Origin of the sequence: Escherichia sp. MOD1-EC4550 (genome assembly GCF_963876935.1) — a bacterium.
Taxonomy (GTDB): Bacteria; Pseudomonadota; Gammaproteobacteria; order Enterobacterales; family Enterobacteriaceae; genus Escherichia; species Escherichia coli_F.
Genome location: NZ_CAWNSE010000019.1, coordinates 1 through 13,130, shown reverse-complemented (window position 1 = coordinate 13,130; position 13,130 = coordinate 1). Strand labels below are relative to the sequence as shown.

Annotated in this window: 9 protein-coding genes, 1 tRNA gene and 4 pseudogenes; 8 read left to right on the top strand and 6 right to left on the bottom strand. The window is 44.7% G+C overall.

Features of this window, described 5'->3' with window-relative positions; all coding sequences use genetic code 11:
• Positions 1 to 20 precede the first annotated feature (20 nt).
• The 5 genes from tap (at position 21) to AACU19_RS15310 (ending at position 3,230) form a co-directional block, all read left to right on the top strand.
• Positions 21 to 95 carry a RepA leader peptide Tap gene (gene tap, locus AACU19_RS15330; protein WP_059340318.1) on the top strand — a complete coding sequence of 25 codons (75 nt, stop codon included), beginning with the start codon at positions 21 to 23 and terminating at the stop codon, positions 93 to 95.
• Complete coding sequence (repA, locus tag AACU19_RS15325) at positions 88 to 615, top strand: plasmid replication initiator RepA (protein WP_042054342.1); 528 nt, start codon at positions 88 to 90, stop codon at positions 613 to 615. The genes tap and repA (AACU19_RS15325) overlap by 8 nt, the downstream gene beginning before the upstream one ends.
• Complete coding sequence (repA, locus tag AACU19_RS15320) at positions 605 to 1,627, top strand: plasmid replication initiator RepA (protein ID WP_032219133.1); 1,023 nt, start codon at positions 605 to 607, stop codon at positions 1,625 to 1,627. Before repA (AACU19_RS15325) ends, repA (AACU19_RS15320) begins: the two co-directional genes overlap by 11 nt.
• A 705-nt stretch (positions 1,628 to 2,332) precedes the next feature.
• Positions 2,333 to 2,524, top strand: coding sequence for a hypothetical protein (locus tag AACU19_RS15315; RefSeq protein WP_105279142.1), 192 nt, complete (start codon positions 2,333 to 2,335; stop codon positions 2,522 to 2,524).
• 454 nt (positions 2,525 to 2,978) lie between these two features.
• Entirely contained in the window at positions 2,979 to 3,230 is a 252-nt protein-coding gene (locus AACU19_RS15310) for an HTH domain-containing protein (RefSeq protein ID WP_001315600.1), read from the top strand.
• Positions 3,231 to 3,625: 395 nt separating this feature from the next.
• Here AACU19_RS15310 and AACU19_RS15305 read toward each other — a convergent pair.
• The 4 genes and pseudogenes from AACU19_RS15305 to AACU19_RS15290 form a co-directional block, all read right to left on the bottom strand.
• A pseudogene (locus AACU19_RS15305) lies at positions 3,626 to 3,781 on the bottom strand (IS110 family transposase); the annotation flags it as partial.
• Between the two features lie 340 nt (positions 3,782 to 4,121).
• A complete protein-coding gene (locus tag AACU19_RS15300) occupies positions 4,122 to 5,069 on the bottom strand; it encodes a DMT family transporter (RefSeq protein ID WP_001253824.1) in 948 nt (315 codons plus the stop codon).
• A gap of 401 nt (positions 5,070 to 5,470) precedes the next feature.
• A tRNA-OTHER gene (locus AACU19_RS15295) sits at positions 5,471 to 5,543 on the bottom strand.
• A gap of 326 nt (positions 5,544 to 5,869) precedes the next feature.
• A pseudogene (locus tag AACU19_RS15290) lies at positions 5,870 to 6,884 on the bottom strand (integrase core domain-containing protein).
• A 400-nt stretch (positions 6,885 to 7,284) separates the two neighbouring features.
• On the opposite strand from AACU19_RS15290, the pseudogene AACU19_RS15285 reads away from it, so the two are divergent.
• From AACU19_RS15285 to AACU19_RS15275, 3 genes and pseudogenes are all read left to right on the top strand, one after another.
• Positions 7,285 to 8,316 (top strand): annotated as a pseudogene (locus tag AACU19_RS15285) (IS3 family transposase).
• 314 nt (positions 8,317 to 8,630) lie between these two features.
• Positions 8,631 to 9,467 (top strand): helix-turn-helix domain-containing protein, encoded by an 837-nt coding sequence (locus AACU19_RS15280; RefSeq protein WP_000149836.1) that lies wholly within the window; start codon positions 8,631 to 8,633, stop codon positions 9,465 to 9,467.
• A gap of 407 nt (positions 9,468 to 9,874) precedes the next feature.
• Positions 9,875 to 10,151: pseudogene (locus AACU19_RS15275) on the top strand (transposase); the annotation flags it as partial.
• A gap of 174 nt (positions 10,152 to 10,325) precedes the next feature.
• Here the strand turns inward: AACU19_RS15275 and AACU19_RS15270 are convergent.
• Positions 10,326 to 10,604, bottom strand: a complete 279-nt coding sequence (locus AACU19_RS15270) for a hypothetical protein (protein ID WP_042054335.1) — start codon at positions 10,602 to 10,604, stop codon at positions 10,326 to 10,328.
• A 298-nt stretch (positions 10,605 to 10,902) separates the two neighbouring features.
• The coding region (locus AACU19_RS15265) for an autotransporter outer membrane beta-barrel domain-containing protein (RefSeq protein ID WP_105279141.1) at positions 10,903 to 13,130 on the bottom strand (2,228 nt) is incomplete at its 5' end.

Genomic DNA, 13,130 nt, shown 5'->3' with positions numbered 1-13,130 from the left:
TATGTGGGGAGTATAGTTATATGCCTGGAAAAGTTCAAGACTTCTTTCTGTGCTCACTCCTTCTGTGCATTGTAAGTGCAGGATGGCGTGGCTGATCTTCAACAAACGTATTCCCGTCAGGTAAAGAACCCGAATTCGGTGTTCACCCCCCGTGAAGGTGCCAGGACGCAGCCATTCTGCGAGAAGCTAATGGGAAAAGCGGTGGGGGGGACCGAAACATTTGCATTCGATATTGCCTCTGCGTGCGCGCGTGCTAATGGTAAACGTAAACCTTCTGTTCTTCGTCGCAGAGCTATTGATGCTCTGTTGCAAGGCATGTGCTTCTATTATGATCCTGTTTCAAATCAAGTGCATCGTTCTATAACCGAACTTGCATTTGATTGCGGATTAGCCAGAAAAAATACTCATGGTCATTTGGCCATTGAGCGAGCTGTCAGAGCAATTAAATCACAGGAAGAAGATTTTGGGTTTATAGTCTGTTCCCCGTCATCCGGTTTCTACAATAAGCGCTGCGCAATAACTTTGACGCCTCGTTTTTTTGAGTTTTTGGGGGTATTTCCGTTGGCGCTGACTGAAGCTCGTCTGGCTGTCTTACGGAGTGGGTATGGTGATTAAAAATACCCGTACAAACCACTGGACTCAGTTGGTTCCCGAAGAGCAAATCCGTTTCTGGGAAGACTATGAAGCGGGAAGGGCGACCTCTTTTCTGGTTGAACCGGAGAGGAATCGCACAAAGCGTCGTCGCGGTGAGCACTCCACTAAACCCAAATGCGAAAATCCGTCCTGGTATCGTCCTGCGCGCTATAAGGCGCTGAGCGGGCAGCTCGGGCACGCCTATAACCGTCTGGTGAAAAAGAACCCGGTGACCGGCGAGCAGAGCCTGCGCATGCGCATGTCGCGACACCCCTTTTACGTGCAGAAACGGTCGTTCGCAGGCCGTAAATATGCCTTCCGGCCGGAAAAACAACGTCTCCTCGATGCTATCTGGCCGGTTCTGGTCAGCTTCAGTGATGCGGGCACACATACTGTGGGCATGAGTGTCACTCGCCTGGCTAAAGAAATCAGCCCGAAAGACAGTAAAGGAAAGGTTATCCGCGAACTTGAGGTGACGGTCTCCCGGCTTTCCCGTCTGCTGGCCGAACAGGTGCGTTTTGGTGTGCTGGGTGTGTCGGAAGAAACGATGTGGGACCGTGAAACCCGCCAGCGTCTGCCGCACTATGTCTGGATAACACCGGCAGGGTGGCAGATGCTGGGCGTCGACATGATTAAACTTCACGAACAGCAGCAGAAGCGGCTGCGTGAAAGTGAAATCCGCCAGCAGCTTATCCGGGAAGGCGTACTGCGTGAGGATGAAGACATCTCCGTACATGCGGCCAGAAAACGCTGGTATCTGCAGCGCAGCCAGGATGCGCTGAAACACCGTCGGGCAAAAGCTGCAGCCCGCAAGCGTGCTAATCGTCTTAAGAAGCTACCTGCCGACCAGCAGATTCATGAGATGGCCGAGTATCTCAGGAAGCGCCTGCCGCCGGATGAAGCCTATTTTTGTTCCGATGACCATCTGAAGCAACTGGCCATCAGGGAGTTGCGTCAGCTTGAACTGACGCTGGCTGCACCGCCACCGCACTAGACAGCACCATCCTTCAGCACTGAATCATCGCCAGCCCCTTCGGGGCTTTTGGCGCAGGTTCTGTCCGGCCAGAAATCCCCCGTAACCACCTGAAATCCCCACATCCGTCCATACACGGCCATAAAATCACTCACCGGTCGTCAGAATGTGGCCACGTCGTTTCAGTTATCCACATGAATCCGCAAATAAAGAACTCAAAGAAGCCGCAATCCAGAAACAACGAACCTGCAATATAGTCTTAACCCCTTCATTTAATCCCCTGCGTTGTTCCACCGCAGGGAAAGTCTTTATCTCTGACACTCCTGTGAACAAATACAAAAAGGCCTTCGCTTGCAGCGGCCAAAGCCGCGCCGCTCAGAATTTAAAAGCACCTCCCACCGCAAGCGGCGGGCCCCAACCGGAGCCAGTTTAGTTACAACATACAAACATAAATCCCGGAAAAACCCCGGTCCAGCACAGAACTGAAACCACAAAGCCCTTCCCTCATAACTGAAAAGCGGCCCCGCCCCGGCCCGAAGGGCCGGAACAGAGTCGCTTTTAACTATGAATGTTGTAACTAAGCATCGTCATCGCTGTCAGTCTTCTGGCTGGATGTTCTCAGTACACGCTCGTAAGCGGCCCTGACGGCCCGCTAACGCGGAGATACGCCCCGACTTCGGGTAAACCCTCGTCGGGACCACTCCGACCGCGCACAAAAGCTCTGTCATGGCTGAAAGCAGGTATGGCTTAGCAGGGCTGGGGATAGGTAAGGTGCAATCTATCAATCAGTACCGGCTGACGCCGGGCTTCGGCGGTTTTACTCCGGTATCATATGCAACTACGGAGTGCCGCCTTCCATGCCGCTGGCGCGGCATATGTTGGTGGCTGTGTCTGAAAAAGGTTATATACTCTGCATAAAACCAGACAACACGCAAATTACCAGGCGAATATCGATACTCTGACTCGTTATACCCATGCGTGCGGCATCAAAAAACCTGCAATTGTCCTTTATTGAATGAAAGGGGGGCATGTATAGGAAATTGAAAAAACAAGCGATACTGCGGTCTGGTTAAATGGCGTGATGAATAATTGAGCAATCCTGCAGCATTAGGAGCGCTAATATGCGGCTATTTTTATTTATTGGCGTCAAAAATTATATAGGGTAATTTCCCCCATATAATACCCTGAGAGCCGCATCACGTCTGGCCTGAGCGACATCCTTAAGATGTTAATAAGAATTAAAATCTTAAGGAGAAAAAGAACGCGCGTTGCTCGATATCTTTTTCTTTGAACTACAATTCGATGACCTTCGGACGACATCCAGACAGCCGCAAGAAAAAACATGGCCTAGCAGAGATAAGGGGCGCTGACATTGAAAACGACAAATTCAATCCTACGTGTAATCGCCAGCGTCATTGCTGCCGGACAAAATCAAATCTCAATCACTGAACTGGTAAGCCTCTCCGGTATTAGTCGACAGAGTGTTAAGCGGGCAATTCAGATACTGGAACAGACAGGGCAAATCACCGTTACCAGAACAACCACCAACGGCAAGCGCGGAGCCAACACCTACTACCTGCCAGACCAGGATTTGGGAGGCGGTTGCCGTTCAACATTATCTTAACCACGGCTGCTGCCTGGAGTTTACGGGGTCTGAAGCCCAACCGTACGAAAACGTACTATAAGGGCTTCCCCGGCATGTCAACGCCAGTTTTTATGTTTTTGCCTGCTTGACGTATAGGAATTTGAAAAACCAGGCGTCCTCATTAAAAATAAAGGGAAAAGACTGCGGTACTATAAACGGTTATAATGAATCGTCATCGATTCGGCCCCTGATGAAAGACGCTCGTGAGGTTCTTGTTCGCTAAGCGGATATGTATATCCTGTACGTTTTGCAGATATTCCTCACGGGGTATAACCCTTTATCATCAACGAGTTGCAGGTCAAATGGTCATACTGTTGCAGCGTGCTTTAGCTGGCTGAATACAGTCTGAAATCATAACCGTAATGCAATGATGCTCAGTACAGCCTTGCATTTTTGGCGGCGATGCCCACAACTGCGCGCCAGTATCCTCTGCGCTCGACCAGTGAACAGTCCCAACGACTGAATGAGTCAGTCCTTTTCTCAGCACCAGTCAGTACTGAACGAGCCCCCTGTACCAGAAGCGTTCGCAGCTTGCCGAAATAACCTTGCCTGGTTGTGAGCTTCGGAACATGCCTCCATCCCGATAACACAGGGCTGCAAATCAGCAATCAGCTCAGGAAGCCCAATTCGTGATATTCTGGTGTTAACCAAAGCCGTTTACCATCCTGGTCAATACCGTGAACAGTAAGCATATTTTTAGCTAGATCGACACGATAGTAGCAATAGTCATAACGAATCCATCCGGACTATGCTTACCCTCATAATTGCACAAGAGTTAACCTGGTGCATATTCAGGGGAAGCCCCTTCCATCCGTTAAGTGTAATGGCCTACATTAACAACTGAAAACGAAAAGTCTTTTCTTCAAGTTTTCAGGAATTCTCCGCATGTTCAGCAATTTCATTAGCTTTTTGTGATGAACTATCTCTATGTCCGTTGGTTACAGGCACTCGACGTAAGAACAGAGTCAGAAATAGCCCTATAACTAGCGGTATAATAAACAGCATTGATTGAGTTGAAATTCCATATCCATATATACAGCTTTCAAGGCTTACCGCAATCAATGGAAAAATAAGGAAAACAAGAGAAGCCTGAAAGGCACTGGCCTTTTGTTGAAGGGCAAAGTAGCACAATATTCCAAAAACTCCGGCAAAAGCACCGAGATACAAGGTGGCTAATATTGAGTACACAGAGAAGGTCGATACCTCGGGTCTTTCGAAGAACCATCCTGTCGCAGAAAGTATCAATCCTGCCAGAAAGCACGGGAGCGCATTAAACGTTACCACAGAGACAGTACAACTTCTTTTCTTACATTGAGTATATATTATGGCATGAATGATTACCGCAGAAACAAGAGCAATAATCCCCTGCCAGTGACTCTCTGCACTTGTTTTCGATTCCTCAAGAAGGATGCCCGCCAGTGCAACTATTGCGATAGTTAAACCCATAATTTGCATTGAGTTCGTTTTTTCCTTCAAAAACAAAGATGAAGCTATCAAAACAGCTACAGGCATATTCGCAAATATAAGGGATGCGAGTCCGGAACTGACATAGGTTTCACCATAAATCATTAATGAGAAAGGAATGGAAAAATAAAAAATACAAATTACAAGCTGGAATAAGCGTTGTCCGGGGGGAAATAAAATTGGTATTTTTCTTAACCATGCAATACTGATTAAGAATGGTGCAGCAAACATAAACCTCATCCCGGTTGCAAAAACTGGGGGGATAGTTTCAGCGGCTATTCGCATAGCCAGCCATGTGGTCCCCCAAGTCAGTACAACAAGCAGGAATAATACCAAAATCGTCATTCTGCGCATAAGATTCCTCTACTATAGAAGATAAAAAAAACCGCCGAGACGGCGGTTAACTGCATGAGATTACAGGTATTGATAATCTGAGATGTCGGGTGCCTCCCGAAGAATATCTGATTGGTTACAGATATTCTGTGGTTTTCCCGCCAAACAATTCTACAAACCACCCTCGCACTGAGGAACATCTCTTTTCGTTATATTAACAACATTGAGATAGTGCATCACTGGCACCTCCAGGAAATTGCTACACCCTCCAGCAATGCACTATCCTCATATTGATAAAAAAATAAGCACTGGAACTGTAGTTAACAAATATAAGTTATCACAGAACAGGATGATATAGGGTAATGAAAATATCCCACACAATTTGTGTCAGTGCCCAAAAACACGTCCAACTGCTTTTCTTTAGCGGGTGGTGGGAATCGAACCCACATCATCAGTCAGAAAAAACTGAGGTAATTACCATTATACGATACCCGCACAACATATTAAAAATGAACATATTATTTATATGTCAATCAGCATTATCCTTGCCTTCCCGGCAATCCACTCTCAAGGTTTGTAAAACATAAAAAAAAGCTGGTTTCACACATCCATTTTATGAACGTGCTCATGATTTTCTCTTTGGAGCACGTGCTTGCGCAACCAGCATTAAAATAAAATGCAAGCGTCGGTATAGCCAAGTTGGCATCGGGGATGAATGCCATGAACTTTCGTAAAGAAGATTAAATCAATGTACATTTGTGTTGTTTGCTAATTGTGCATAAGTCTGCCACCAGATGACCAGCCCCCAGGATTAGATGCAGCTATCTGTTAGTAATGTCGCCATTCCACCACCATGCTGCAAACTTTGATGGCATCTGATAATTCAGTACTGAATGTGGATGATACTCGTTATAATTCTGTCGCCAGCCATAATGACTTTCCTTAGCAAACGACATCCCTGAACCTGTGCTCATTCAGACATTCATCGCGAAATAGCCCGTTAAAGCGCTCAGGAAATATGTTCTACGTTAGTTTGTCCGACTGGATTCTGTTCAGGTCTTATCGTCACCGGATAGCCTTGAAACAGTGCAATGCAGTCCAGAATACGCGTGACCTGAACACCTGAAATCCCGAATACTGTGGTTATTGTTAAACACTCCTTCGTAAATGTCGTCCACGCAGGTCAGGCATTTGATTCTGCGACCAGTAACCAGCGTGTCCATGGCAAAATCCATCGACTTGGTCAGGTTTTGAACCTCCGGACAGAGTTACGGCAAGCGTTCTTGACCAGCCCTTTACGACGTCATCTGCATTTCACGCCCTGGCAGCTCAGATGATAAAGATGGTAAACGTGCTTGCGATTAGCATGAGCCCCTTCACGGTGCAGTACTACCAGATGTGGCGGTTGCCAAAACGTCTGCGCTTTAGTGACAGCATCAATGATGTGTCCTGCTCAATACGTATCAGAATACGTATTGAGCAGGACTCTGAGTCTCATCGCGCAGATCGACAGGGACAAGTCAGCCTGCAGCAAGACGTTGCGTCAGAGCAGTCGTATCACATATAAAACGGTGCCTCGCTTCGGGTCTGCCATCAGTACTTTAGCCCTGGAGTCACCTGAAGCGCGTCCTTATCGGGATAGCTTGGGTAAGCAACACCTGGAGTCTGCGCCCTCTTCCTCAAGCGACTTCAGGGGCTTGACCTCGGGTATCTCCATACCACTATACTTCTTACACCAGGTATAAAAGAGTGCATCGGACATGGATGCGCTTGCTACAGAGCTCACGCTCCTCCGGCTATACTGATACTCTGTTTGCCGGAAAAATGCTTTTTCATGGGGATGTCCTCATGTGGACTATGAAGACATTGCTGACACCAAGATGCATCAATCAACGAAGAGGGGAAATCCTGTTACAGGATATACAAAAGTTAAAATTAATAAGATATTAGAATAAGGTATTTACGCACGCATTTGATATACCCAAACGACAGCTAGTACCCCATCAATCTGCATATAAAATTGCTGGCCACGCTACATCCTGTTAGCGAAAGTACTGATTAGTACTTCAATGGCCAGTGCAAAACTGAAAATCCAATTCAGGCAAATAAGGGATGATGATACCGTAAGTAAATCGTGATATCGCGTTAAATATATTGCCACATCCACACACGTTGAGTTTGCTTATTGTGCACTGATTTCTATGATGTACCCTGATCTTAGTCAGAGGTGACTCACATGACAAAAACAGTATCAACCAGTAAAAAAACCGTAAACAGCATTCGCCTGAATTTCGCAGTGAAGCACTAAAGCTTGCGGAACGCATCGGTGTTGCTGCCGCAGGCCGTGGACTCAGCTTGTATGAATCACAGCTCTACAACTGGCGCAGTAAACAGAAAAATCAGCAGACTTCCTCTGAACGTGAGCTGCCGGAACAGGATGAAGAGCTGGCCATACTCCAAAAGGTAGCGACATACTTCGCGAAACGCCAGAAATGAAGTATGTCTTTATTGAAAAACATCAGGCTGAGTTCAGCATACAGGCAATGTGCCGCGTGCCCGCAGCGGCGGGTATATGTGGTATCGGCGGCGGGCAAGGATAAAAGCACACGTCAGCAGTTCCGTCAGTACTGCAACAGCGTTGTCCACGCTGTTTTTACCCTGTCAAAACCGCGTTACGGTGCACTAAGCCTGCGCCGTTAGGGACTGAGGGCAAAAGCTTCCCGGAAGTTCAGCCTGGTCAGTCACCGCGCACACAGCCTGCCTGTGTCAGAAAATCTGCTTGAGCAGGATTTTTACGCTGTTGGCCCGAACCAGAAGTGGTCGGGAGACATCACGTACTTACGTACGTGATGAAGGCTGGCAGTATCTGGCAGTGGTCATTGACCTGGGGTCACGTGCCGCTATTGGCTGGTCAATGTCACCACGCATGACAGCGCAAATAGCCTGCGATGCCCTGCAGATGGAGCTGTAGCGGCGTAAGAGACCACAGAACGATATCATTCGGAGGCCAGTACTGCTCTGCAGATTATCAGGCATTGCTGAAGCGGCATAATCTGCGTGGCAGTATGATCGCAAAAGACTGCTGTTTCGATCATGCCTGCGAGGAAATCTTCTTTCATTCACTGAAAGTGGAATGTATCCACGGAGAACTCTTTATTAGCTGGGAAACAATATGGGCAACAGTGTTTAGTGTTTACAATCGCTGGCGACGGCACAGTGGATGTGGCGCCTTAGTCCTGAACAATTTGAAAACCAGAACCTCGCTTAGGGCGGTCCATATTACGTGGGTAAGATCACCCCTCCTGACCATGAGTGGGAGGAAGGAAACAGAACTCATTTAACGCACTTGCACCACCTTCATATCAAAAAATACACTTTTCCAACGAAACTTAGTGTTAAGTTTATGTTGCCTTTTTTCTGTCACCTCTTTTAATTTAATTGTTATGAATACCTGATTTATGAAGCCATACAAAAAACGCGATTTTGTTGGCTTATTGTGCACTGTGTGCTGCTTGCGCACAATAAGCTAATGCGAACGTATAGTAACCACATTAGACTTTATGCGTCTAAATGAGGTTAATGATGACGCACAGCACAATTAAGCAATTGACAATAAAAGCAATTCTCGAATACATCGAAGACAATATTGAGGTTAAAAGTATCGATATTGAATCGATAGTCTGTTTTTCTGGTTACAGTAGGAGATATTTGCAATCTCTGTTTAAGTCTCACATGGGAGTACCCATAGGGAGGTATATACAACTCAGAAGAGTTTCAAGGGCTGCGGTATTATTACGATTGACATCATTATCATTGGCCAGTATTGCAGGCAAACTCTGTTATGATTCTCAACAAACATTTACAAGAGAGTTTAAAAAAAACACAGGTTTTACGCCTTTACAATATAGAAACAGTAATCTATGGACCTTTAAAAATCTTACCGGTCCAAAAGAACCATCAATTGTCATACCCAAACCGAAACTTTGTTATCTTGATGAAAATAAATTTAAAGGAATGCCGATGTCTTATGAAGAGGATATTCCTTTTTGGGGAGAAAATTCAGATAAAAAATGGAATTATGTAAAAAAATATTTTACAGAAAATAAAGAATCATATATAGCCATATCTCATGATGTTAATTCCTCTGCAAGAAAAAAAGTGAGAATTAAACTTATTTTCTGGTTTGAGAAAGAAAGGCATAATCACACAACAGGAGTGCTTACAGCCGGAACATATGCCAAGTTTGAGTATACTGGCAGCATAAAAAACTACATTCATTATATCAATAATGTTTATATGAACTCGCTCCCTTTTTATGGGTTGCAAAAGAAAAATGTATATGATCTTGAAATAATTCATAAGGATAAAGACGATAGTTATCGCTTTGAGTATTACTTACCAATATGCAACAAAACATAAAATATAAATATTGAATGTATATTCTAAAAATGGTTATTTTAGCAAAAAAAATAACACCCATCATTATTAATGTTTGTAAAGAGCCCACGTTTTCAGTGGGCTGATTAGTCCAAAAGCTGAAGTTCTTGGTGCTGAATAAATCCTGAATGAATTTTCCTTGTAGTGGTCAATAAAAACCGAACTCCATTTTATTTTTTATTTCTCTGCACACCTCAGTCAGTTTGATCAGCTGCTGAAAAAACTCAGCGTTGAAGCCGCTTTCAATGCAGAAATGGCACACCATCTCGGGTATGAAAAAAATCAGCCCCGTATTACCGGGACGGATAACTGCAAGTATCCCGCATAATCGTGCCATTCATATTTAGAAATCATCCGGCATAATCAATCTGCCAACGAAGGAGATCGCTATGCGTACAGCCCGTTTTACTGAGCATCAGATCATCGCTGTGATTAAGTCGATTGAAGCCGGACGAATTGTTAAAGATGTTTGCTGACCTGAGCCTGGAGAACCGAGTGCTGAAGGATGTTATCGAAAAAGCTTTAAAACAAGCCTGTAAGCGTGAGTTGGTTACTCATCTGATAACGACATTCGGGCTCAGCATCCGTCAGGCCTGCCAGAGTTTGAACCTGAGCAGAACGGCTTACCATTACCGCCCAGATACCACGCGTGATGAACCCGTTATAAACGGGGCTATTTATATGCTTACCTTTTGTGTATTACCCTCAATATTAAATTAATGTTGAGGGTATTTGGGTGCGATATTGTTTTTTTTGAGGCGTAATTTTACAGTATTATTTCTGAAAAAATATTTGCGTATGCTATTTAAAGCAAAAAAATCTTCAGTGTAGGCAATAAAATTATTGTTCCTTTCGCACTTCTGGCATAGCAATGTTACCGCCATACTGTTCTTCCAGTAATGATGCAAGAAATTTAAAAGATTTTTGTTGTTCTGGCGACCATTTGACATTAAGTGACTCGAAATGGATTGATGCCAGTGTTGGTAGCATTTGTTCTCTGGATAGCGAAAATGCGAGATATGAAAATGCGATCATTAGAGTATTTACGTCGTTCTGAAGTCTGGAAATGTGGTCGATTAATTCTCCAATAGAAATGTTTTTTTCATCATAAAAAATCATCTTATTAATTTACTCGTATTTTTCGTAAACGCCAGTTATCTGACGGTGATTTGTAACTGTTTTGAACCTGTGCTCCCTAAACCTTCTGTAAGTGCTTTACTGAAGTTGAAGGTGAGCATATTCAGACTTAGCCAATGAGGTTCTATTCATCAATGAAATTCCGGGATGCTCACAAGACTCACCACAACGATTTGTGGAGCAACATTTTCTTGTTATTGTATATACTTATAGTCTTTTCTAATAATTAGTAATTCAGATGCCCAACCGATATGGTCGGGCATCTGATGCACATCAGGCGTTAAAAGTTTATCTTGAAGCCAACAGTCCCTGTTACCGGTGACTCTACATTGTTACCTTTTAAATAATTAGCCTCTCCCCATATACTGGCATTTGATGTTAGCTGAACATCCATACCCAAACCGTACTTTCCGGTTGTCCCGGATATGTCGTTAGTAAAATCATAGGCTTTATTGATTTTAACCTTATTATGATTTGAAAATTCATGACTGACTCCTGCGGTCAGGTAGGGCCTTATTTTGGTTTTACCAACATCAAGGTCCATCCCTAAATTAACACCAACCTCACCCTGGAAAGAATGTGTTGTGTTTATTTCAGCCTTCATTCCATTAGATAGACTGATATTGTCATCATTCACAGCAAGAGCTGTTGTTCGGGCATAAGGAAGTAACCAGGTATTCTCATTCAGAGAAAAATACTTGCCCACCTCCAGGCTACCACCGAAACCATTTTGATGATAATCTCCCGAAACCATAGTTCCATCACTCATATGGGTACGCAACTCATTTTTGAAACGGTTGAATTTGAGTACACCATCTATATAGTATCCGTGAGTATCATACGTCATGTACAAGCCAACACTTTTACTATCAATAGAACTTTTCCCTCCTCGATTATGCCTGATATTGTTATCAGAGAAGGAAACAAATGCCCCTAATGACAACACCCCATCGCTTAGGTCAAAACGCTTATCTCCGCCCGTCACTATTCCGTATTGGGTCAGGGAGTAACCCGCTCCTTTGCTGCTGATGTGTTTATCTGATCCTATATAGTGCCCCCATACTCCCCCAGAAGTACGTGAGTTTTCTGATTTTTCACTGTTACGGAATCGCAGCCCTTGTAATTCACTGTTAAAGATATATGTCGGAGCGCTTGCCATATTCAGTACAGCATCAGTAGACTTTGTGGTGTGCCGTACTGGAGGATTGGGTATACCCGGTTCCGGATTACCTGGTTGTGTAGTATCAGATTTTAGATACCAGTTAGTATTATCTTTACTCAGATAATATTCCCAAACTCCTGCATCCACTTTTCCTCCGTTTACTGTAAATACAGCATCTCCTCCACCGGTATAAACCACTGGTAATGGGTTACCCGGGGATACAGGCTCCTGACCGGTATTTTTGATATTCAAAACAAAATTACCGTTTGCATCCCCTGTGATGTTTAATTTATCACCAGTATATGATGCAATATCAGTATTCATCAAGAAGGTGCCATTTCCTGATAACTGTCCGATATTTAACGTTACTCCCTCAAGTTTTGTTTTAAACGTAGGGGACTGTATTGAATGAAAATCCACGGTTCCATTACTCATGTCTAATGAGTTAATAGTAGAGTCTCCGGATAATTTCCAGACAGAGTCAGCCACTATCAGATTTCCACTTTTCTTCCCATCCCCAGTAATGCGTCCAGCCAGGAGGCTACCATTCTCTAAGCGCAGAGTTGCATCAGGCTCGATTGTCACATTTGCCATAGCCCGTAGATTATCCATTATCATTGTTCCATGATTTTGGATAAAAATACCGCTATCCTGAGAAAAATTACCACTGAGAGTTAATTTTCCCCCATCCAGATTCAGACTACCGGTACCATCCAGTGTGCCGCTATAGTTTGCTGAACTATTGTCGAGAAAATGCAGAACCCCATTATTGGTTATCTGGTTGCCAGACAGTTTGCCATCGTCTTTAATCAAGGTTGTACCCAATAGCTCAGAACCGCTCTCAACCTGTAATTCACCACCTTTAGATACCTGGGTATCTATAGCCTGATGGCCTTGCAGAACCATCAGGAGTCCACCATTTTCTAACAACATATTTCTGGCGCTACCATTAGTAATGCTGAAGCTACCATTTACGTTCGTTCCACTCAGGATGGCCGATGTGTTCGCTCTGATAGCGCCACCATTGTTTTGAATTATTCCCGTTCCACTACCACCTGCGGCAATACTCATTGTCCCTCCATTGTTAATGGTTGTGTCAATAGCACTGCCACCACTGGAGACTCGCTGCTCCCCGTTATTAATGAGAGTCCCGGAGACACTTCCACCACCGAAAACCGTCTGCAGTCCCCCGTTAATGGTGGTGTCCACGGCACTGCCACCGCTGGAGACTCGCTGCTCCCCGTTATTAATGAGAGTCCCGGAGACACTTCCGCCCCCGAAAACTGTCTGCAGTCCCCCGTTAATGGTGGTGTCCACGGCACTGCCATCGCTGGAAACTTGCTGCT

Bases quoted from the DNA above. Each gene is read 5' to 3' on its own strand.
- repA (WP_032219133.1), top strand. From the start codon at position 605: ATGGTGATTAAAAATACCCGTACAAACCACTGGACTCAGTTGGTTCCC.
- AACU19_RS15315 (WP_105279142.1), top strand. From the start codon at position 2,333: ATGGCTGAAAGCAGGTATGGCTTAGCAGGGCTGGGGATAGGTAAGGTG.
- AACU19_RS15300 (WP_001253824.1), bottom strand. From the start codon at position 5,069: ATGCGCAGAATGACGATTTTGGTATTATTCCTGCTTGTTGTACTGACT.
- AACU19_RS15280 (WP_000149836.1), top strand. From the start codon at position 8,631: ATGACGCACAGCACAATTAAGCAATTGACAATAAAAGCAATTCTCGAA.
- AACU19_RS15270 (WP_042054335.1), bottom strand. From the start codon at position 10,604: ATGATTTTTTATGATGAAAAAAACATTTCTATTGGAGAATTAATCGAC.